Source organism: Ralstonia flatus, assembly GCF_958439105.1.
Lineage (GTDB): Bacteria > Pseudomonadota > Gammaproteobacteria > Burkholderiales > Burkholderiaceae > Ralstonia > Ralstonia flatus.
The window spans coordinates 476,422-497,815 of record NZ_CAUDLI010000002.1; the positions used below are offsets into that span (position 1 = coordinate 476,422).

Genomic DNA, 21,394 nt, shown 5'->3' on the forward strand with positions numbered 1-21,394 from the left:
AGTCAATGAGCGAAAAACACATCCTGGTGGTGGACGATTCCACATCGATCCGCCGCATGATTGCCGCGTGCCTGCGCGAGTGCGGCTTTGCCGTGACGGAAGCCGGCGACGGCACCGCCGCGCTGGAAGCCGCGCGCACGCTGGCCCAGGGCAGCCACCACCTTGTGATCACCGACCAGGTGATGCCGTCGATGGACGGCCTGACCCTCATCCGTGCGCTGCGCACGCTGCCGGCCTACGCCGACACTCCGATCCTCATGCTGACCACCGAAGCAGACAGCACCATCCGCGACCAGGCACGCGCTGCCGGCGCGACGGGCTTCCTGCCCAAGCCGTTCGATCCGGATGGGCTGACGGATTCGGTGATGCAGTTGCTCGAATGGCATGCGCAGACCCACGGGTCTGCATCGACGCATTAAACGACCGAGACGACAGATATGAACCTCGACCTTAGCCAGTTTTTCGGCGCCTTCTTCGAAGAGGCGGAAGAGCTGCTCGTCGACATGGAGCGGCTGCTGCTCAACCTCGATGTCGCCAATCCTTCTTCTGATGATCTGAACGCCATCTTCCGCTGCGCGCACTCCATCAAGGGTGGCGCTGCGACGTTCGGTTTCACACACATGACGGAACTCACGCATGTGGCCGAATCGATTCTGGACCGCGCTCGCACCGGTACCTTGCAGCTGCGCGAAAACATGGTGGATGCCTTCCTGGAAACGAAAGACGTGTTGAAAAGCCAACTTGATGCCTACCGGCAAGAGCACCCTATCGATACGGCCACGCTCGAATACATGGTGGCCAAGCTCAACAGCCTGACCGCCGAGGACGGCGCCCCTGTTGCCGCCGCGCCGGCAGCTGCGGCGCCCGTGGCCGCGACGCCGGAACCGGTGGTCGCGCCCCAGCCCGAGCCGGTGCTGGTCGAAGCGCCTGCGGCCGAAGTCGTGGGCAACATCGAAGGCGGCCTGGACATCAAGCTCATCGACGTCTCGAATGAAGACTGCGAGCTGATCGTCACTGAACTCAAGCACCTGGGCACCGTGCTGCGCCACGCGCGCACCGGCCGCAACAGCGACATCGTGCTGCAGAGCACCTGCACCGCCGACGACATCATCGCGGTGAGCTGCTTCATCATCGATGCCGACCAGATCGTCATCACGCCGCACGTCGGTGGCGTGGCGCCGGCCGCTGAAGCCGCTGCGCCGGTGGTGGCAGCACCGACCCCCGCCGCCGCACAGACGGAAGTGCACGCCCCGGCGGCCAACGAAGCTGCGCCGGCACAGCCGGTTGCGGCCGTTGCCGCCCCGGTGCCGACCCGCCCGGCCGCTGCCGACCACAAGCCGGCCGTGGCCGCCGAAACGTCGATCCGCGTGGGCGTGGAAAAGGTCGATCAGCTCATCAACCTGGTGGGCGAACTCGTCATCACGCAGGCCATGCTGGCGCAAACCGCGCAGGCCTTCGACCCGGTGCTCAACGAACGCCTCTTTGCCGGCCTGTCGCAGCTCACGCGCAACGCGCGCGACCTGCAGGAAGCCGCCATGTCCATCCGCATGATGCCGATGGACTACGTGTTCAACCGCTTCCCGCGCCTGGTGCGCGACCTGGCGCACAAGCTGGGCAAGCAGGTCGAGCTGTCGACGTTCGGCAAATCGACCGAACTGGACAAGGGCCTGATCGAACGCATCATCGATCCGCTTACGCACCTGGTGCGCAACAGCCTGGACCACGGCATCGAACTGCCCGAAGCCCGCGTGGCCGCCGGCAAGGACGCCACCGGCCAGCTGCTGCTGTCTGCGGCACACCAGGGCGGCAACATCGTTATCGAAGTCAGCGACGACGGCCAGGGCCTGAACCGCGACAAGATCCTCAAGAAGGCCCGCGAGCGCGGTCTGCCCGTGTCGGACAACATGACCGACGACGAGATCAACCAGCTCATCTTCGCGCCGGGCTTCTCCACGGCGGACCAGGTGACGGACGTGTCCGGCCGCGGCGTCGGCATGGACGTGGTCAAGCAGAACATCCAGTCGATGGGCGGCTACGTCGAAATCCAGTCGCAGAAGGGCAAGGGCACCACGATCCGCATCGTGCTGCCGCTCACGCTGGCGATCCTGGACGGCATGTCCGTCAAGACCGGCGACGAAGTGTTCATCCTCCCGCTGTCGTGCGTGGCCGAATCGCTGCAGCCGCGTCCGGAAGACATCAAGGCCGTGCCGGGCGGCGGCCGCCTGCTGAAGGTGCGCAACGAATACCTGACGCTGGTGCCGATGTACGAACGCTTCCGTATCACGCCGTCGCTGCCCGATCCGTCGGAAGGCATCGTTGTGATCCTGGATTCGGAAGGCAAGAAGATTGCGCTGCAGGTGGACGAACTGGTCGGCCAGCAGCAAGTGGTGGTCAAGAACCTCGAGACCAACTACCGCCGCGTGCCCGGCATCTCGGGCGCGACCATCCTGGGCGACGGCAGCGTTGCACTGATCGTCGACGTATCGGCACTGATGCGCGAGACCCGCGCCGGACATTCAGAAAACGCGATGCGTGCCGTTACTGCCGAAAAGCACGAGATGGGCGAGGCACAGGGCGGTCGTTTCTCGACCGAGGCGATGGCCGCGGCATAAGCGTCCACGACTGGCAGGGTGGGATTTCACCCCACAACGAATTCAATTGAGTGGCCCAACGGGCCGAGGGGAGCCGCAATGGAAGTCAAGGAACACGCGATCGGCGAAGACACCGGCGGGGAGGAGTACCTGGCCTTCACGCTGGGCCGCGAGGAATACGGCATCGACATCCTGAAGGTGCAGGAAATCCGTGGCTACGAGACCGTCACGCGCATCGCCAATGCACCCGATTTCATCAAGGGTGTGATCAACCTGCGCGGCATCATCGTGCCGATCGTTGATCTGCGCATCAAGTTCCAGCTCGATCGCGTCGAGTACAACCAGTACACCGTCGTCATCATCCTGAACCTGAAGGACCGCGTGGTCGGCATCGTGGTGGATGGCGTGTCGGACGTGCTGACGCTGCAAAGCCAGCAGATCAAGCCGGCGCCGGAGTTTTCGGGCGCGCTGGACACGGAATACATCCGTGGCCTGGGCTCGATCGACGAGCGCATGCTGATCCTGGTGGACATCGAGCGCCTGCTGATGTCGGCCGACATGGCTCTGTGCGACGAAGCAGAAGCCGCCTGATCGCAACATGAATCCAGCCGGGGCACGGACGACGCGCTCAGGGCATATGAAGGCTGGGCCCACGGGGCCCGGCGGGCGACAAGACACCGTAACAAGAGGTGCGGCGCCGTTAGGGGAGGGAAGCATGTTCAGCAAAATGACCATCCGGCTCCGTCTGGGGCTGATGATGGCGGGCATTGGTGTGCTCGCCGTCATCGTGGGCGTGTCGGGCCTCATCGGCATGCGACACGCCAATACCCGCGTTCAGGACGGCTATGCCGTGCAGTTGGCGGGCACCGTGGCATTGGCCGAATCCGATTCCAATCTCCTGAGCGCCCGCATCGTCCTCGATCGTGCAGCCATGGCGCCCAACGCGCCCGGCGTGGAAAAGTCGATCGAGCGCGCCAAGATGTTCCTGGACAAGTCCGACGCGGCCTGGAAGCGCTATCGCGCGCTGCCCGCCGCGGCAGACGAGCGCAAGCTGGCCGACGAGGCCGACGGCCTGCGCGACGCTTTTCTGCGTGACGGCGCACAGGTGTTGATGCAGGCCGTGCAGGCGCATGACGAAGCGCGCATCAACAAGACCGTCATGGACGTCATGCCCGCGCTGTACCGGCCCCTGGGCGACAAGGTGGCGGCCATGAACCGCATGCAGATGGACCTGGCCAAAGCCGGCTACGAAGCAAGCCAGGCCGAGCATCGCAACCTCACCGCGCTCACCACCGGCCTGCTGCTGGGCGGCATTCTGGTGGGCGGGCTGCTGACGTGGGCGCTGCGCCGCTCGATCACGGTGCCGCTGATGCGGGCCATCGAGCAGGCCGAGCACATCACGCAGGGCGACCTCACGCACGCCATCCAGGTGGACCGTGCCGATGAAACCGGTCGTCTGCTGCAGGCGCTGCAACGCATGCAGGAAAGCCTGCAGAAGATGGTGGGGCAGGTGCGCTCGGGCTCCGACTCGATTGCCAGCGCCACGCAGCAGATTGCCGCCGGCAACGCAGACCTCTCGCAGCGCACGGAGCAGCAGGCTTCTGCGCTGGAAAAAACGGCGTCGAGCATGGAAGAGCTGACGAGCATCGTGCGCCAGAACGCCGACAACGCCCGTCAGGCCAGCACGCTGGCCGGCAACGCATCGGACATTGCTGTCAAGGGCGGCGAAGTGGTCGGCCGGGTGGTGGACACCATGGCCGGCATCAACGACAGCAGCAAGAAGATCGCCGACATCATCGGCGTGATCGAAGGCATTGCCTTCCAGACCAACATCCTGGCGCTGAACGCGGCAGTGGAAGCTGCCCGCGCGGGCGAGCAGGGCCGCGGCTTTGCGGTGGTGGCCGGCGAGGTGCGCAGCTTGGCCCAGCGCTCGGCCACGGCGGCCAAGGAAATAAAGGAACTCATCAGCGATTCGGTTGGCCGCGTTGAAAACGGCACGACGCTGGTGGCCGAAGCGGGCAGCGTCATCGACGAGGTGGTCGTTGCCGTCAAGCGCGTGACCGACATCATGGGCGAGATCAGCTCCGCATCGGACGAACAAAGCGCCGGTATCGAGCAGATCAACCAGGCCGTCACGCAGATGGACGAAGGCACGCAGCAGAACGCCGCGCTGGTGGAGCAAGCCGCCGCCGCTGCGATGTCGCTGCAGGAGCAGGCCAGCGGGCTGCGTCAGGCGGTGGCCGCTTTCCGGACGCAGGCCGGAACGCAGGCAACGGCAGCACCGTCGGCATCGGCGGTACACAAGGCACCCACGGCGCCAGCGGCTGCGCGTGCAACTGCCAAGCCCGGCCCCAAGGCCCAAGCCATGCCGCGCCGTGCCGCCAAGCCGAAGGCTGCAGCCCGCACTGCTGCTGAACCCGTTGCGCAGGTCGCTGCTGCATCCGCGGCGCCGGCCGGCGCTACAGAACAACAACGCGAGCGCACCGCCGCCGCTGCCGTCACCAAAGCGGCTGCGTCAGCGCCCAAGTTGCCCGTACCCAAGCTCGTTGCCGCCGGCGGCGACGATGGCGACTGGGAGACCTTTTGACCATGTATGCACGGGATCTTCGCTGCTCGCGAAAGCTCTCTCGTGTGTGTTTGTGGTGTGCAGCCTGCCCTCCGGGGCAGGTTTTTTTTTGCCTGGGCTAGTGCCTGCTGAAGCCGGGGCGACCCCCCACTGAAGTGGCATGACCCCATGGCGGTTCTAAAGAGCCGTCCCCCGCAGGCCGATAGCGGTAGGGGGCATATAAAAAACAGGAAGAGGTAGACAACATGGGTTGGATCAAGCGTTTGCCGGTGTCCACGGTACTCACGGGCGGTTTCCTGATCGTGGCGGCCATGGGCGCAGCCATTGGCGGGTTGGGCATCTATACGATCACGCAGTTGAGCAAGGCCAGCGAAGAGCTGGCGCAAAAGCAGATGCGCGCCATCACGCAGATGGGCAGCGCGGCCAACAGCCTGGCGCATGCCAGCCGTGCGCAGACCGCATTGCTGATTGCCACCACGCTCACCGAGCGCAAGACGCTCAGCACGCAGATTGCCGACAGCATGCAGCACCTGAAGGACGGTGTGGAGACCGTGCGCCCGCTGTTCACCTCGGACGAAGGCAAGAAGATGATCCGCGAGGTCGATGCCATCTACCCCGTCTGGGGCAAGCGCATGACCGACTTCGTGGCCCTGATGGACAAGCAGGGCCTGGACCCGACCCAGTTCGACAGCCGCGTCACCGCAGAGAACGTCGGCTTGCTGGACGACACCGCGGCGTTTGAAAAGACGCTCGACAAGATGGTCAAGCGTGTGGAGGAGGTCTCCGCCGCGTCCACCGTCAAGGCGCGGGACGATGCACACCGCTCACGCCTGGTGATGATGGTGATGGCCTGTGCGGGCGCGCTGCTCGGCATCGTGCTGGGCCTGGTCATTGCCCGCCGGCTTTCGCGCCAGCTGGGTGGCGAACCGTCGTACGCCGCCGAGATTGCCCGCCGCATTGCCGCCGGCGATCTGGCCGTGCACGTGCAGACCCGCCCCGGCGACCATGACAGCATGCTCTTCGCCATGGCGCAGATGCAGCAGCAACTGACCGGCACGATCACCAACATCAAGAGTTCGGCCGATTCCATTGCCAGTGCCACCAAGCAGATCGCGGCCGGCAATGCCGACCTCTCGCAGCGCACGGAAGAGCAGGCCTCGTCGCTGGAAGAAACCGCTTCCAGCATGGAAGAGCTGACCAGCATCGTGAAGCAGAACGCCGACAACGCGCGCCAGGCCAGCCAACTGGCCGGCAGTGCGTCGGACATCGCCGTCAAGGGCGGCGAGGTGGTGGGCCGCGTGGTCGAAACCATGGCCGGCATCAACGCGAGCAGCAAGAAGATCGCCGACATCATCGGCGTGATCGAAGGCATTGCCTTCCAGACCAACATCCTGGCGCTGAATGCGGCCGTGGAAGCGGCGCGCGCGGGCGAGCAGGGACGCGGGTTTGCAGTGGTGGCGGGTGAAGTGCGCAGCCTCGCGCAGCGCTCGGCCACGGCAGCCAAGGAGATCAAGGAACTCATCGGCGATTCCGTCGGTCGTGTGCGCAACGGATCGGCCCTGGTGGCCGAAGCCGGCACCGTGATCGAAGAAGTCGTGGTGGCCGTGCGCCGCGTGACCGACATCATGGGCGAGATTTCCGCTGCGTCGGACGAGCAAAGCTCGGGCATCGAACAGGTCAACCAGGCCGTGAACCAGATGGACGAGGTGACGCAGCAGAACGCCGCGCTGGTCGAGCAAGCCGCCGCCGCCGCCCTGTCGCTGGAAGAGCAGGCCCAGCTGCTGCGCGATGCCGTGGCGACGTTCCGCACCGATGCCTCGGCAGAACGCGTCGTGGCGCCGCCGGCTGCGGTTTCCGCCCCCGCCCCCGCCGTCCGCAGCGAGGTCCGCCCGGAGAAGACCGACGTCGTGCCCTCCGTGGCGCGCGCCCTGGCTTCGCGCAAGGCCGCCAAGCCGGTCAAGCCGGCCATGGCGCCGGAGGCTGCCCCGGAGCAGTTGCCCGCTGCCGCCCAATCAGAAAAAGCGCCCCACGAGGCACATGCCGCAGTTGCGCCGCTGGCTGCCGCCGTGGCTGCAGCAGCGGTTTCCGAGGCCGTGCCCGCACCTGCCCTCAAGCTGAGCACCGGTTCTGCCGATGAAGATGACTGGAGCACGTTCTGACGCCAGCCTCGCCAATAGCAAACTTGGCGCGGCCTGCGGCAACGGTGCCCGCCACACACTGAAAGCGGGCATCAAGACTCGCGCAATTACGGGGTAGTTACATATGGCACAAACCTTGGCGCCAGTTTCGCCGACGCTCGCGTCGCGCGAGTTTTCATTCACCGCTGAAGATTTCAGCCGCATTCGCGATCTGATCTACCGCCGCGTCGGTATCTCGCTGTCCGACCGCAAGAGTGAAATGGTCTACAGCCGCCTGGCCCGCCGCCTGCGCGTGGTCAACCTCGGCTCGTTCCGCGACTACCTGGATGCACTGGAAAAAGGCCACCTGCCCGACGAGTGGGAGGCCTTTACCAACGCGCTGACGACCAACCTGACCGCGTTCTTCCGCGAGCAGCATCACTTTCCCATCCTGCACGAGCACGCCAAGGCCAAGCGCACGCCGTTTACCGTGTGGTGCTCGGCATCGTCGACGGGCGAAGAGCCGTACTCGATCGCCATCACGCTGGCCGAAGCCTTTGGCTCGATGTCGCCCAGCCAGGTGAGCGTGATCGCCTCGGATGTGGATACCAACGCGCTGGCGCGTGCCCGCGCCGGCATCTATCCGATGGAACGCGTCGCGGCCCTGTCGCCCGAGCGCCTGAAGAAGTACTTCCTGCGCGGCACCGGCAAGCACGAAGGCTATGCCCGCGTGCGGCCCGAGCTGCAGGCCATGATCGACTTCCGCCAGATCAACCTGCTCGACCGCGATTGGCCCCTGCAGCAGAAGTTCGACGTGATCTTCTGCCGCAACGTGATGATCTATTTCGACAAGCCCACGCAGGCCAAGATTCTTGAGCATTTCATCGACGTGATGAAACCCGATGGCCTGCTGTTTGCCGGCCATTCGGAGAGCTTCCTGCAGGTCACCAAGGCGTGGACGCTGCGCGGCAAGACCGTGTACGAAGTCGCGCCCGAGCTGCGCGCCAAGATGGGGGCACGATGATCGAATTCGGCAAGCGCGCGACCCCGCAATCGGCGGCCGACGCCGTGCGCGGCGATAGCGGCATGAGCAGCGGCATGAGCGCGGGCGCGATGGCCACGCTCGCGCAGTCGGCCGCCAGCACCCACGCGTATTACGACACCACCTTCGGCCGCCGCGCCATGAAAGTGCTGCCCGGCGAGTATTCCGTCACCACCGAAGACCTGATGCTGGTCACGGTGCTGGGCTCGTGCGTGTCGGCCTGCGTGCGCGACAAGACCCTCGGCATTGGCGGCATGAACCACTTCATGCTGCCCTCCCGCAACGAAGGCGAATCCATCTTGTCGCCCTCCATGCGCTATGGCACGCACGCCATGGAGGTGCTGCTCAACCAGCTCTACAAGGCGGGCGCCAAGCGCGAGCGCCTGGAGATCAAGGTGTTTGGCGGCGCCGCCGTGCTGGCCGGCATGAGCACGCTCGACGTGGGCGAGCGCAACGGCAAGTTCGTCCTCGAATTCCTGCGCAACGAAGGCCTGACGGTCGCCGCCAAAGACCTGTTCGACGTGCACCCGCGCAAGGTGTATTTCGTACCGTCCACCGGCCAGATCATGGTGCGCAAGCTGCGCTCCCAAAACTCGGCGGCCGAGCTGGACAGCGAGGCGCAATACGCCAGCAAGCTGTCGAAGTCCATCACGACAAAGCCGGCCTCGCGCCTGCAACTCTTTACCTAGGAGACCGCTGAAAAACGATTCTGACGGCCCAGCGCCGCCTTGCCGTACGACTTGTACTGTCTGCGTCGGCGCTGATCCATCAGAACCGCTTCGCTTCGTTTTGCAACGGTCTCATCATTCAGAAGACTTGCTCCCGAACATGAACGACAAACGCAAGATTCAGGTGCTGTGCATCGACGATTCCGCACTGATCCGCAGCATCCTGAAGGAGATCATCAACAGCCAGCCGGACATGGAAGTGGTGGGTGTGGCGCCCGATCCGATCATCGCGCGCGACCTCATCAAGCAGACCAATCCGGACGTGCTCACGCTCGACGTCGAAATGCCGAAGATGGACGGCCTCGACTTCCTGGAAAAGCTCATGCGCCTGCGCCCGACGCCGGTGGTCATGATCTCTTCGCTGACCGAGCGCGGTTCTGAAGCCACGCTGCGCGCACTGGAGCTGGGCGCGGTGGATTTTGTCGCCAAGCCCAAGCTGGGCATGCGCGACGGCATGAACGAATACGCCGACCAGATTGCCGACAAGATCCGCGCGGCAGCCCGGGCAAGGCTGCGTCCGCGCGCTGCCGCACCGGTTGCAGCGGCCGGCTCGGCATCGGCATCGGCACCCGGCGCACACGTTCGCGCGGAGCACGCAGCGGCCACGCCGGCCCCTGCGCGTACCCATTTCTCGTCGACGGAAAAGCTCATCATCGTGGGTGCTTCCACCGGCGGCACTGAGGCCATCAAGGATTTCCTGCTGGAAATGCCGCCCGATTGCCCGGGCATCCTGATCGTGCAGCACATGCCGGCGGGTTTCACCACGTCGTTCGCCAAGCGGCTGGACGGCCTCTGCCGCATCCGCGTGAAGGAAGCCGCGCACGGCGAACGTGTGCTGCCCGGTCACGCCTACATTGCGCCGGGCGACATGCACCTGTCGCTGGGCCGCAGCGGTGCCAACTACGTCACCGAGCTGGATCAGGGCCCGCCGGTCAACCGCCATCGTCCGGCGGTGGACGTGCTGTTCCGCTCTGCCGCGCGCAACGCCGGGGCCAATGCCCTGGGCGTCATCCTCACCGGCATGGGCAAGGACGGTGCGGTGGGCATGCTGGAAATGCGCAACGCCGGCGCCTACAACGTGGCGCAGGACGAGGCGTCCTGTGTGGTCTACGGCATGCCCAAGGAGGCCGTCGCCCACGGCGGCGTGCACGAGGTCCTGCCGCTGTCGCAGATCGGCCCGCACGTGCTGGCCAAGCTGTCGGCACATGGCCGCGTGACGCGGGTTTAACGCTGCACTTTGCGGGTACATTGGTTGCGGGGCGCAGCAGTCAGGCGCCCCAAACCATTCCGGCGCTCAAGAATCGGCCCCAGGCGCCGATAAGATTGCCAAGGAAGCCCGAAACCCCCCAATTCAGTTAGTTTGCGGAGATTGTGTCCATGGACAAGAGCCAGTACCGATTCCTCGTCGTCGACGATTTCCCGACGATGCGCCGGATCGTGCGTAACCTGCTCAAGGAACTCGGTTATGCCAACGTCGACGAGGCCGAAGACGGCGCCGCCGGCCTGGCCAAGGTCAAGGAAGGTCGGTTCGATTTCGTGATCTCGGACTGGAACATGCCCAACATGGATGGCCTGCAGATGCTGCAGAGCATCCGTGGCGACGCCAACCCCGTCATCAGCAAGATGCCGGTGCTGATGGTGACGGCCGAGGCCAAGAAGGAAAACATCATCGCCGCCGCCCAGGCAGGAGCCAACGGCTACGTGGTCAAGCCCTTTACAGCCGCCACGCTGGACGAAAAGCTGGGCAAGATTTTCGAGAAGCTCGAAAAGGGGGCGTGATGAGCGAGATGCACGATGGCGCCCAGGCGCCGGTCGCCGAAGGTGCAGACCACGGCGACATGCCCGAAATGCTCCAGCGCATCGGCCACCTCACGCGCATGCTGCGTGAAAGCATGCGCGAGCTGGGCCTAGACAAGGGCGTTGAGAAGGCCGCATCGGCCATCCCCGACGCACGGGACCGCCTGAACTACATCGCCAACATGACCGAGCAGGCGGCCACCCGCGTGCTCAATGCCATCGACGCGGCGCGGCCCGTGCAAGACGCGCTGGAGTCCGACGCCGAGGCGCTGGTCGGCCGCTGGCAGTCGTGGATGGACCGTCAACTGGGCGACGACGAGATCCGCGAACTGGTCGGTCAGACCAACGGCTTCCTGCGCAGCGTGCCTGAAAAAACGCGCGACACGAACCAGCAGCTCATGGAAATCCTGATGGCGCAGGACTTCCAGGACTTGACCGGCCAGGTGATCAAGAAGGTGCTGGATGTCGTCCAGCTCATCGAAAGCCAGCTCGTCGGCATCCTGCTCGACAACGCGCCGGAACACCTGCGCGTGGAAGCCGCGCAGGTGGCGACGTCGCTGCTCAACGGCCCGCAGATCAATCCGGACCATCCGGATGTGGTTGCCAACCAGGAACAGGTGGACGACCTGCTGGAAAGCCTGGGCTTCTGAACCCGGCGCCGGACACAACAAAACGGGCGTTGCGACGATGTGCGCAACGCCCGTTTTGTTTTTTGTCTTTCCCCTTCAATCCCGCAGGATGGTCCGGAACCCGATGTGCGCGGCTGGCAGATCGGCTTCCTGCGCCTCGCGTGCAGAGGCCCGGTAGCGCACGCAAAAATCCGGCGAGCAGAGGAACGAGCCGCCCTTGATCACCACCGGCCGGTTTGGCTGACTGTTGTTCTGACCAAGGCGTTGCGGCTGGTCCAGCGCTGCCACGGCGCGCGTGTCGCCATTGGCGTGGGACTGATGCGGGCCGGTATAGGCGTCGCGCGTCCATTCCCATACGTTGCCGATCATGTCGTACAGCGCGAAGCCGTTGGCGGCATAGCAGCCGACCGGGCCGATGCCTGCGCGGCCGTCCTCCGCGGTGTCAAGCACGGGAAAGATGCCCTGCCAGTAATTGGCGCCGGGTTTGCCGTTGCCATCGCGCGGAGCTTTTTCAAGATCGGCGCCGTCTCGGCCGGCCTTGCCGGCGTATTCCCACTCCGCTTCCGTCGGCAGGTCGTGGCCCAGCCAGCGGGCGTAGGCCAGTGCATCGGCCTGGGTGACACGTGTCACGGGCTGGTTGTCGGCGTCGGCAAGCCTGCTGTCGGCGCCTGTCGGGTGGCGCCAGTCCGCGCCCTTGACCCAGCGCCACCATGCATAGGGGCGTGCCTGCATCTCCGCCGAATCGGGCACGTGAAACACCACCGCGCCGCCCTGGCGCTCGGCGTCGGTCACATAGCCGGTGGCGGCCACGAAGGCGCCGAACTGGGCGTTGGTCACCTCCGTCTGGTCGATCCAGAAGCCGCGCACGCGCGTCTGGGCGGCGGTGCCATCACGCTGCGCGGGGCGTTCGTCCGGATAGCCGAGCGTGGTGCCGAAGGTGAAGCTGCCGCTGCTCACGTGCACCATGCCGGCCCGCGTGTCCTGCCGCCAGCCGGGCGGCAACCCGGCGTAGCCGGCACAGGCGTCGGTGGTGCCCAGCGGCAGGCGTGGGGCGGTGTGCGCGGTGACCACGTTCGCGGCGCGGGCCGCCATGTTGCCGCCGGCCGGGTGCAAGGCAACGGCGGTCACCGCGGCGAGCGCCGCACCCGCCAACAACCAGCGCAAGCCCCTGCGCCTGCGCTTCTCTACCACGGCGCCCATCAGTAAAACCCGCGTGGGCGCAGCGGCTCCACACCGCCAACGCTGCGCATGTAGTCCTGCCATTGCTGGTACAGCGTGGCGGCCACGTCAGGGTGCTGCGCAGAGACATCGTTGGTCTCGCCGCGGTCGCTGGCAATGTCGAAGAGCTGCCAGTGGCCGTCGGCCGCACCCAGCGGCGGTTCGGTCCACAGCGCCTTCCAGCGGCCGTCGGCGCTGCGCAGATAGGCGCGGCCGTACGACTCGTCGCCAAAGGGCTGCGTGTGGATCGGCCCCGCATCGGCAGATTGCCGGATCGACGCCAGCAGCGACACGCCCGTCACCGGATACACCGCGCGGCTGCCGTATTGCACCTTGCCTTTGTTCTGGTCCACACCGTTGCCGTCCACGGCCGGCTGCGCAGGTGTGCTGGGCGGCGCAATGCCGGCCAAGGCCAGGAAGGTGGCGGTGTTGTCGGTCACATGCGTGAAGCGCGTGATGGGCGGCAGCGCCTGGGTCTGGCCCGGCAGGCGCACGATCGCCGGCACAGAGACACCGCCTTCGGCCGCATGGCCCTTGACCAGGTTGAACGGCGTGGCGCTCACCTCGGCCCAGCGCAGGCCGTATTGCAGGCGCTGTGCGTTGGCCAGGCCGTTATCGGTGCCGAGCCTGGAGTAGACCGGCTCGGTGGCGTTGGCTTCATCGGTGGCCTTCGGGTCGGCGCCGGAGTCGATCGGCCAGCCTTCAGCGCCGTTGTCCGACTGGAACATGATGAAGGTGTTGTCGTACTCGCCAATGTCTTTCAGGTGCTGGATCAACAGGCCGATGTTGTAGTCGAGGTTTTCGACCATGCCGGCGTAGATCTCCATGTAGCGCGCCTGCGCCTTGCGCTCCAGCGGCGTGAGGTCGCTCCACTTCTTGTTGACGTAGCCGGGGCCGTAGTCGGTATAGCCCTGCGCGGGGCCGTGGTTGGCGTTGATGTAGCGCGCATTGGCGGTGCCGTTGTTGGGCGATGCGGCCGAACGCGTGGTCGTGCCGGGCAGCCCGGCAAACGGCGTGAAATCGGCCGGAATGATGCCCAGCGCCTTCTGCCGCGCGATGCGCGCATCGCGGATGACGTCGTAGCCCGCGTCATAGCGGCCGGCATATTTGTGCAGCCACGGGTCCGGCACCTGCAGCGGCCAGTGCGGCGAGGTGTAGGCCGCATAGGCAAAGAACGGCTTGCCGTCGCCCTTGTGCGAGTCGATGTAGCTGATCAGCTTCTGCGTGTAGAAATCCGTCGAATAGAACACTGCCGGGCTGCCTCCCGCGCCGCCCGGTTGCCCTGGCTGGCCCGGTTGCACATAGGCGCCGTCTTCCGTGTAGTTCCTGGCGTTGGCGTTTTCATGGCCGAAGTGGTTGCTGGCCGCACCCGGCAGCAGCGCATACGAGCGCTCGAAACCCCACTGGTCGGGCGTCTTGCCCAGGTTGGCGGCGCTGCCCGCAATGCCGTTGCCCAGGTGCCACTTGCCGGCCATGTAGGTGTGATAACCGCCGTCCTTGAGCAGTTGCGCGACCGACAGCGCGCGGTCGTTCAGATAGCCCTCGTAGCCGGGCAGCCCGGCGCGCTCATCGTTGGGCGCACCCATGGTGCCTTCGCCCACCAGGTGGTGGTCGGTGCCCGAGATGAGCATCGCGCGCGTGATGGCGCAGACGGTGCCCGCGTGGTGGTTGGTCAGCAGCCGGCCCGACTGCACCAGCGCGTCGAGGTTGGGCGTGTCGATCTCGCCGCCCATGGCATGGATGTCGGAATAGCCGAGGTCGTCGGCCATGATGTACAGGATGTTCGGCTTGCGGGCCGGCGTGTCCGGTGTGCTGTTGTTGGTGCCGGCCGCGGACGTGCCGGGCGGCGAATCGCTGCCGCACGCACTGAGTGTGGCAAGGGCGGTGGCGAGCAGGGCCGCCAGCATGCGCTGGCGCAAGGGCAAGGCAGGGGAGTTGGCTCGATCGGGCGACATGACGGTGGGTCCGTTCTGCATTCTGGTTTGGAGAACGGGTCATGCTATGGACGCCCCCTGCATAAGGCGACGAAGTTTTCCGCAGGTCGATATGACGGACAGGCGTCTTGCCGGTCGGCAGGCCGTTGCCGCGCCATTGCGAACCCCACGTCAGCTCTGAATGGACGGCGTTTGAGGCGCAGCCAGCGCCATTTCATCGAAAAACCCGCTCCGGGGCGGCTTTTTCCACGCTTCGACCAGACGGGGGTGCCGGAATAATGCAAGGGTCGGTCATCAGGCCGGTGCTGTGCACTTCATTCCGTTCACCCCTCGCGCGCCGGCATGTCCGAAGAAAGCGATCTCGAAAAAACCGAACCAGCCTCTCCGAGGCGCCTCGAGCAGGCGCGCGAGGAAGGCGACGTTCCCAGATCACGGGAACTGGCTTCGTTCGCCCTCACGGCGGTGTCCGCGGGCGGTTTGTGGGTGATGGGCGATTCGATCGTGCGGGCCGCATCGTCGTTTCTGGCGCGCTGCCTGGAATTCCACCGCTACAACTACACCAGCGGGCAGGACCAGTGGAACTACGTCACGGGCCAGTTCATGCCGCTGGCCCTGGCGCTGGGCGGGCTGATGCTGATGCTGGTGATTGCCGCGCTGTCGCCGCTGGCGCTCACGCGGGGGGCCATCTCGTTCAAGCCGCTGGCCCCCGATATTTCGCGCCTGTTCAAGCTGCAGGGGCTGACGCGCATGTTTTCGCTGGAGGGGCTGATGGAGCTGCCCCGGCTGCTGATCAAGCTGTTCCTGATTGCCGGCGTGAGCTGGCTGCTGGTCCGGTATTACCGGGGCGACCTGATCGAACTGCCGCAGCAGGACCTGGGCGTGGCCATGCGCGACACCCTGCACGTGGCCGGCGTGGCCTTCCTCTGCATGGCGGCGGTGATGATGCTGGTGGCTGCCGTGGATGTGCCGCTGTCGTTGTGGCAATACGCGCGCAAGCACCGCATGACCAAGGAAGAAGTGCGCAAGGAGCACCGCGAGTCCGAAGGCGATCCGCACGTCAAGGGCCGCATCCGCAACCTGCAGCGCCAGGCTGCCCAGCGCCGCATGATGGCCGACGTGCCCAAGGCCGATGTGATCGTCACCAACCCGACGCACTACGCCGTCGCGTTGCGCTATTCCGAGAAGGAAGGCGGCGCGCCGCGCGTGCTGGCCAAGGGCGCCGACATGGTCGCAGCCAAGATTCGGGAGCTGGGGACGGAGCACAAGATCCCCATTCTGGAAGCGCCCCCGCTGGCTCGCGCGCTGTACCGCCATACCGAGATCGGCCACCAGATTCCCGAAGCGCTGTACGCCGCCGTGGCCGAAGTGCTCGCCTATGTCTATCAGCTGCGCCGCCTGCACCAGGTGGGCGGCCGTGTGCCGGTGCGCCCGACCGACCTGCCGGTGCCCGCCGATATGGACCCGGGGCCGCAGCCCGGCCCGGACGACGCCGATGACGACGTCACCGGCAACGCCTGACGGATCGGCAATCCCAACGTTGATGCTGACGCTTTCGCCGGTGAGGCCCCGACTGCCGCTACCGCACCACGACGTTATATCGGCCCGGGCGGTGCCATGCGATCACCATCGCGCTCATGGCAACTGCACTCAGTGCCGACCAGCCCACACGGCCGGTCGGAATCACCAAAAGCGATGTCAGCAGAATCATCGAATCGATGGCCACTTGCACGATGCCGGCATTGATGCCCCGCGTGCGCTGCAGCCAGAGCGTCAGAGCGCCCGTGCCGCCCACGCCGGAGCCATGCCGCGCGAGCGCCAACACCCCCATGCCGTTGAGCGTTCCGCCCACCACCGCCGCAAACAGTGGACTCTCAAAATCGATGTGTAAGGCCTGCCGCGTCACCGCCAGCAGGAGGGTGATCCCACAACTGGCCAGCGTCGACTTGATGGCAAAACGCGGGCCCATGACGAAATAGGCGAACACGAAAAACGGCACGTTGACCAACGTGAAAATGGTGCCGACCGACAGCGGCGCCACGTACGACACGAGCAACGCGATCCCTGCAATGCCACCGGTCACGAGTCCGGCTGCGCTGAGCAGCACCACCCCCGTCACGATGAACATCATGCCGACGGCCATGCCGTAGACGTCTTCGAGCATCGTGTGCCGGGCGGCATGGGGAGGGCTTGCCGCAACGGCGCTGCTTGCGTGGTGAAGCTGATGGTCCATGGCGCCGCTCATCGGATGAACGGCCAGTCCGGCAAACAATCGTGGATGTCCGGTAATCCAGAGGTGGGGTGCTTCATTGAACGTTGCCTATGATCGGGTTGGTGCATCCACGCACCGGACACTGCACCACCTTCGTGCGGTGGTGCCTGGATCCGGGTCTTGTGGGCGGCGTTTCAGGATGATTTGCAAGTCCCATACCCAGCGCCCTGGGCTGCATGGCGCATACGACCATGCCGCTGCTGCAGCGCGAGGGTATCGAAAGGGGTGCGGTTGAGGGACGGGATTGGTACAGCCCAGTTGAGTACGCGATTCTGTATGAAAGTCTGGTACGACGCACCCCCGGGCCCCGCTGGCGGCGTGAAGGGGTAGAAGCGCACCCCCCGGTGGGAGGGTATTTCAGAGAAAAGCCGCCTTTTGGGCGGCTTTCTCACGTCTTCGATTTGGCGGCGCCCCCGGCAAGATGGCATCCATCGAAAAGCCCCCCGCTGCACGCCCTCCAATGAACGCCGCACTGCTCCGAGTCACCGACATCCTGCGCAAGGGCGACTACCGCTCCGCCGCGGGCCCGGTGCTCATCATCCTGATCCTGGCGATGATGGTGCTGCCATTGCCGCCGTTCATCCTGGATCTGCTGTTCACGTTCAACATCGCGCTGTCGATCATCGTGCTGCTGATCAGCATGCACACGCTCAAGCCGCTGGATTTCTCGTCGTTCCCGAGCATCCTGCTGATCACCACGCTGATGCGGCTGTCGCTGAACGTGGCTTCCACCCGCGTGGTGCTGATGGAGGGCCACACCGGCCCCGACGCCGCCGGCAAGGTGATCGAGGCCTTCGGCCACTTTCTGGTGGGCGGCAACTACACCGTCGGCATCGTGCTGTTCGTCATCCTGGTCATCATCAACTTCATGGTGATCAGCAAGGGCGCAGGCCGCATCGCCGAGGTCAGCGCGCGCTTCACGCTCGATGCGATGCCCGGCAAGCAGATGGCGATTGACGCCGACCTGAACGCCGGCCTCATCCGTGAAGACGAAGCCCGCAAGCGCCGCACGGCCATCGCGCAGGAAGCCGAATTCTTCGGCTCCATGGACGGTGCCAGCAAGTTCGTGCGCGGTGATTCGGTGGCGGGTATCGCCATCCTGCTGATCAACATCGTCGGCGGCCTGGCCGTGGGCGTGCTCCAGCACGGCATGGACGTGGGCCACGCCGCCACCAACTACACGCTGCTGACCATCGGCGACGGCCTCGTCGCGCAGATTCCCGCGCTGGTGATCTCCACCGCGGCGGGCATCATGGTCAGCCGCGTCTCCACCGACAAGGACGTCGGTCAGCAACTGTCGAGCGAGCTGTTTGCCATGCCGATGGTGCTGATGACCACCGCCGGCGTGCTGGGCCTGCTGGGCCTGGTGCCGGGCATGCCGCACATCCCGTTCGTGCTGTTTGGCGGCGGTCTGGGTTATCTGGGCTGGTACCTCAAGAAGAAGCGCGAAGTGCCCGAGGTCGAGCCCGTGCTGCAGGCGATTGCCCCGGTGGATACGCCCGAGGCGAGCTGGGACGACGTCTCGTGGGTCGACGTGCTGGGCCTGGAAATCGGCTACCGCCTGATCCCGCTGGTCGACAAGAGCCAGGACGGCGAGCTGCTGCGCCGGATCAAGGGCATCCGCAAGAAATTCACGCAGGACATGGGCTTCCTGGCGCCGGTCGTGCATATCCGCGACAACCTGGAGCTGGGCCCGTCGTCTTACCGCATCACGCTCAAGGGCGTGGAAATCGGCCACGGCGAAGTCCAGCAGGGCAAGTTCCTCGCCATCAATCCGGGTGGTCAGGACGGCCCGGCTAGTCATGGCGGTCTGGGTGGCATGGGTGGTCGGCTGGGCACGCAACTGCCCGGCACTGCGACGGTGGACCCGACCTTTGGCCTGCCGGCCATGTGGATCACCGCCGATGTGCGCGATCGCGCGCAGGCCGAGGGCTACACCGTGGTCGATTGCAGCACGGTCATCGCCACGCACGTCAATCAGTTGATTTACACCCATAGCACCGAGCTTCTCGGCCGTTTGGAAGTCCAGCAATTGCTCGATCATTTGGGCAAGGAAGCACCGAAGCTGGTCGAAGACGTTGTGCCGAAGCTGTTGCCCGTCGCGACCGTGCAGAAGGTGCTGCAGAACCTGCTGGACGAAGGCCTGCATATCCGCGACATCCGCACCATCGTCGAGACGCTGGCGGAACACGGAGGCAGGACGCAAGACCCCGCCGAACTCACCGCCGCCGTGCGTGTGGCGCTGGGCCGGGCGATTGCCCAGCAGCTCTTCCCGAACAAGACCGAAATGCAGGTCGTCACGCTTGACCCGAATCTGGAGAACATCTTGCTGCAAAGCGTCGTTGGCTCTAACGCCGGCCCGATCGAACCGCAACTGGCTGACTCGCTCATGCAAGCAGCAGCGGACTCGTCGCGGCAGCACGAACAGATGGGTCAGACGGGCGTCCTGCTCGTACCGCCCGCACTGCGCCCGATGCTCGCCCGCCTGTTCAAGCGTGCCGCACCGAGCCTGCGCGTGCTGTCGCACGCAGAAATTCCAGATCACCGAACGATTAAGGTTGTCGCCATGCTTGGAGGCCGCGCATGAAAATGCATCGATTTACCGGACTGACGTCGCGTGACGTCCTGCGCAAGGTCCGCGACCAACTGGGCGATGGCGCTCTGATCCTGTCGAACCGCGCCATTCCGGGCGGCATCGAGATCATCGCGGCATCCGACTCGCACGTGGATGCGCTGGTCGACACGCAGTCGTCGGCGCCCAAGACCGCACAGCGCCGTCCGATGGCACCGGCGCCGATTCCCGAGCCCGCACCGATTGCCGCTGCAACCGCAGCCGTGGCGGCCGCTCAGGCACCTGCTGAGGAAGCCCCGCAAGCCGAGACCCCGGCACCCAACGCGCTGGCCCGTCTGCGCAACCGCTTCATCGCTTCGCGCCGCACGCCTGCGCAGGAAGACGCACCGGCAGCGCCGGTTGCCCCGGTTACTCAGGCAGCCAAGCCGGCAGGCCGCACGCTGCAAACGCGCGTGGACGACGACGTGGCGTTTGGCGAAGAAGACGCACTGGCCGCGTCCACCCGCATGCTGGCGGGTCTGTCGCTGGACCGCGCCAACGCAGAGGTTGCCCAATCCGCAGAGCGGGCCATGGCCAGCACCGCCCAATTCATCGCGCGCCGTACCACGGTGGAAGACGACGAGCCGGAGATGGAATCGACGGCCCGCTTTGCCGCACGCCGCGAGCAGGCACGCGAACAGGACGACCGTCCGGTCACGCTGCGCAGCTTTGCCGAGCGCGTGGAAGCGCAGGCACGCACGATCCGTGCAGAACAGCAGAAGGCCGAAGCGCCTGTGAAGGCGCGCATCGAAGCGCAAGCCGACGCAGGCAAGACGTCCGACATTTTCGTCCGCGTGGAGGACACGATGGCCAAGCCCGAAGCCCCGCGTGATGACGTGAGCCTGCAGCGTTCGGCCATCCAGGCCGACGTGAAGGAAAGCATCCGTGCCGAGACCGACGTGATGACCCGCCGCATGGTCGGTGAGATCGAAACGCTCAAGAGCACGCTGAACGACGCCATGTCGAGCCTCGCCTCGCTGGGCGTGAAGCTGGGCGATCCGGTGCGTACGCGCCTGTTCCAGACCATGCTCAACGCAGGGTTCTCGGCACAGCTCACGCGCTACGTGCTGGAAAACATGCCGCAGCACGACACGTATGAAGGTGCGCTGGACTTCGTACAGCGCGCCATCGAAAAGAACCTGAGCACCGTGTCGGATGAAAACAGCCTGCTCGACCAGGGCGGCGTGTTTGCCCTGATGGGCCCGACCGGCGTGGGCAAGACCACCACGACCGCCAAGCTGGCCGCGCGCTTCGTGCTGCGCCATGGCGCATCGCGCGTGGCGCTGCTCTCGACCGACAGCTACCGGATCGGCGGCCATGAACAACTGCGCATCTACGGCAAGATCCTGGGCGTCTCGGTGCATGCCGTGAAAGACGCGCAGGACCTGAGCCTGGCGCTGAACGACCTGCGCGAGAAGCACGTCGTGCTGATCGACACCATCGGCATGAGCCAGCGCGACCGCGCCGTGTCCGAACAGATGGCGATGCTGCATGCCGTCGGCCCGTCGATCAAGCGCCTGCTACTGCTCAACGCGGCCAGCAACGGCAAGACGCTCGATGAAGTCGTGGGCGCCTACCGCGACGCCAACCTGGCCGGCTGCATCCTGACCAAGATCGACGAGGCCGCTTCCGTAGGCCACGCGATGGACGTGATGATCCGCCGCCGCCTGCCGCTGCACTACGTGTCGTACGGCCAGCGTGTGCCGGAAGACATTGCGGTGCCGAACAAGAAGCTGCTGATCCACCGCTCGTTCCGGGCCGGTGCGGAGCAGTCGTCGTTCACGCTCGATTCGGACGAATCGTTGCTCGTGGCGCAAGGTGGGGTGTTACGCAACGCAGGCAACCGCGAACCCGGCCTGGCCGCTTTCGATTTCGCCTGACAAGGGGGCGAC

The 21,394-nt window shown here is 65.6% G+C and carries 16 protein-coding genes; 13 read left to right on the plus strand and 3 right to left on the minus strand.

All coding sequences use genetic code 11. From position 1 onward, the window contains the following. The first annotated feature begins 5 nt into the window (after positions 1–5). From R2676_RS05860 to cheZ, 10 genes are all read left to right on the plus strand, one after another. Positions 6–419, plus strand: coding sequence for a response regulator (locus R2676_RS05860; RefSeq protein WP_092972205.1), 414 nt, complete (start codon positions 6–8; stop codon positions 417–419). Positions 420–437: 18 nt separating this feature from the next. Beyond that, the gene (cheA, locus tag R2676_RS05865; protein WP_206273653.1) at positions 438–2,612 is read left to right on the plus strand and encodes a chemotaxis protein CheA; all 2,175 of its coding nucleotides are present in this window, start codon (positions 438–440) and stop codon (positions 2,610–2,612) included. A 78-nt stretch (positions 2,613–2,690) separates the two neighbouring features. Next, positions 2,691–3,182: a chemotaxis protein CheW gene (locus tag R2676_RS05870; protein WP_009240463.1), complete on the plus strand. Its 492-nt coding sequence runs from the start codon at positions 2,691–2,693 to the stop codon at positions 3,180–3,182. Positions 3,183–3,306: 124 nt separating this feature from the next. Beyond that, a complete protein-coding gene (locus tag R2676_RS05875; RefSeq protein WP_206273652.1) occupies positions 3,307–5,178 on the plus strand; it encodes a methyl-accepting chemotaxis protein in 1,872 nt (623 codons plus the stop codon). Positions 5,179–5,402: 224 nt separating this feature from the next. Continuing rightward, positions 5,403–7,316 carry a methyl-accepting chemotaxis protein gene (locus R2676_RS05880; RefSeq protein ID WP_206273651.1) on the plus strand — a complete coding sequence of 638 codons (1,914 nt, stop codon included), beginning with the start codon at positions 5,403–5,405 and terminating at the stop codon, positions 7,314–7,316. A gap of 103 nt (positions 7,317–7,419) precedes the next feature. Continuing rightward, positions 7,420–8,298 (plus strand): CheR family methyltransferase, encoded by an 879-nt coding sequence (locus R2676_RS05885; RefSeq protein ID WP_154205673.1) that lies wholly within the window; start codon positions 7,420–7,422, stop codon positions 8,296–8,298. A gap of 89 nt (positions 8,299–8,387) precedes the next feature. After that, positions 8,388–9,005, plus strand: coding sequence for a chemoreceptor glutamine deamidase CheD (cheD, locus tag R2676_RS05890; protein ID WP_175537135.1), 618 nt, complete (start codon positions 8,388–8,390; stop codon positions 9,003–9,005). A gap of 139 nt (positions 9,006–9,144) precedes the next feature. Next, the gene (locus tag R2676_RS05895) at positions 9,145–10,272 is read left to right on the plus strand and encodes a protein-glutamate methylesterase/protein-glutamine glutaminase (protein WP_206273650.1); all 1,128 of its coding nucleotides are present in this window, start codon (positions 9,145–9,147) and stop codon (positions 10,270–10,272) included. 149 nt (positions 10,273–10,421) lie between these two features. Continuing rightward, positions 10,422–10,823 (plus strand): chemotaxis response regulator CheY, encoded by a 402-nt coding sequence (cheY, locus tag R2676_RS05900; RefSeq protein ID WP_024978418.1) that lies wholly within the window; start codon positions 10,422–10,424, stop codon positions 10,821–10,823. After that, a complete protein-coding gene (gene cheZ / locus R2676_RS05905; RefSeq protein WP_206273649.1) occupies positions 10,823–11,491 on the plus strand; it encodes a protein phosphatase CheZ in 669 nt (222 codons plus the stop codon). The genes cheY and cheZ overlap by 1 nt, the downstream gene beginning before the upstream one ends. 75 nt (positions 11,492–11,566) lie before the next feature. Here cheZ and R2676_RS05910 read toward each other — a convergent pair whose 3' ends face one another. After that, positions 11,567–12,670 carry a formylglycine-generating enzyme family protein gene (locus tag R2676_RS05910; RefSeq protein WP_410482477.1) on the minus strand — a complete coding sequence of 368 codons (1,104 nt, stop codon included), beginning with the start codon at positions 12,668–12,670 and terminating at the stop codon, positions 11,567–11,569. Further along, entirely contained in the window at positions 12,670–14,643 is a 1,974-nt protein-coding gene (locus R2676_RS05915) for an arylsulfatase (protein WP_206273648.1), read from the minus strand. Before R2676_RS05915 ends, R2676_RS05910 begins: the two co-directional genes overlap by 1 nt. Positions 14,644–14,964: 321 nt before the next feature. Here R2676_RS05915 and flhB point away from each other — a divergent pair, with 321 nt between their 5' ends. After that, positions 14,965–16,140, plus strand: a complete 1,176-nt coding sequence (gene flhB, locus R2676_RS05920; protein ID WP_206273647.1) for a flagellar biosynthesis protein FlhB — start codon at positions 14,965–14,967, stop codon at positions 16,138–16,140. A 58-nt stretch (positions 16,141–16,198) separates the two neighbouring features. Here the strand turns inward: flhB and R2676_RS05925 are convergent, their stop codons facing one another. Further along, a complete protein-coding gene (locus R2676_RS05925) occupies positions 16,199–16,852 on the minus strand; it encodes a YitT family protein (protein WP_316856810.1) in 654 nt (217 codons plus the stop codon). A gap of 499 nt (positions 16,853–17,351) precedes the next feature. Here R2676_RS05925 and flhA point away from each other — a divergent pair, with 499 nt between their 5' ends. Beyond that, positions 17,352–19,478: a flagellar biosynthesis protein FlhA gene (flhA, locus tag R2676_RS05930; protein ID WP_206273670.1), complete on the plus strand. Its 2,127-nt coding sequence runs from the start codon at positions 17,352–17,354 to the stop codon at positions 19,476–19,478. Next, positions 19,475–21,382, plus strand: coding sequence for a flagellar biosynthesis protein FlhF (gene flhF / locus R2676_RS05935; protein WP_206273646.1), 1,908 nt, complete (start codon positions 19,475–19,477; stop codon positions 21,380–21,382). Before flhA ends, flhF begins: the two co-directional genes overlap by 4 nt. The last annotated feature ends 12 nt before the right edge of the window (positions 21,383–21,394 follow it).

Bases quoted from the DNA above. Each gene is read 5' to 3' on its own strand.
- flhA (WP_206273670.1), top strand. From the start codon at position 17,352: ATGAACGCCGCACTGCTCCGAGTCACCGACATCCTGCGCAAGGGCGAC.
- R2676_RS05925 (WP_316856810.1), bottom strand. From the start codon at position 16,852: ATGGACCATCAGCTTCACCACGCAAGCAGCGCCGTTGCGGCAAGCCCT.
- R2676_RS05915 (WP_206273648.1), bottom strand. From the start codon at position 14,643: ATGTCGCCCGATCGAGCCAACTCCCCTGCCTTGCCCTTGCGCCAGCGC.
- flhF (WP_206273646.1), top strand. From the start codon at position 19,475: ATGAAAATGCATCGATTTACCGGACTGACGTCGCGTGACGTCCTGCGC.
- R2676_RS05860 (WP_092972205.1), top strand. From the start codon at position 6: ATGAGCGAAAAACACATCCTGGTGGTGGACGATTCCACATCGATCCGC.
- flhB (WP_206273647.1), top strand. From the start codon at position 14,965: ATGTCCGAAGAAAGCGATCTCGAAAAAACCGAACCAGCCTCTCCGAGG.
- R2676_RS05870 (WP_009240463.1), top strand. From the start codon at position 2,691: ATGGAAGTCAAGGAACACGCGATCGGCGAAGACACCGGCGGGGAGGAG.
- R2676_RS05875 (WP_206273652.1), top strand. From the start codon at position 3,307: ATGTTCAGCAAAATGACCATCCGGCTCCGTCTGGGGCTGATGATGGCG.
- R2676_RS05895 (WP_206273650.1), top strand. From the start codon at position 9,145: ATGAACGACAAACGCAAGATTCAGGTGCTGTGCATCGACGATTCCGCA.
- cheD (WP_175537135.1), top strand. From the start codon at position 8,388: ATGGCCACGCTCGCGCAGTCGGCCGCCAGCACCCACGCGTATTACGAC.
- R2676_RS05880 (WP_206273651.1), top strand. From the start codon at position 5,403: ATGGGTTGGATCAAGCGTTTGCCGGTGTCCACGGTACTCACGGGCGGT.
- cheY (WP_024978418.1), top strand. From the start codon at position 10,422: ATGGACAAGAGCCAGTACCGATTCCTCGTCGTCGACGATTTCCCGACG.
- R2676_RS05885 (WP_154205673.1), top strand. From the start codon at position 7,420: ATGGCACAAACCTTGGCGCCAGTTTCGCCGACGCTCGCGTCGCGCGAG.
- cheA (WP_206273653.1), top strand. From the start codon at position 438: ATGAACCTCGACCTTAGCCAGTTTTTCGGCGCCTTCTTCGAAGAGGCG.
- R2676_RS05910 (WP_410482477.1), bottom strand. From the start codon at position 12,670: ATGGGCGCCGTGGTAGAGAAGCGCAGGCGCAGGGGCTTGCGCTGGTTG.
- cheZ (WP_206273649.1), top strand. From the start codon at position 10,823: ATGAGCGAGATGCACGATGGCGCCCAGGCGCCGGTCGCCGAAGGTGCA.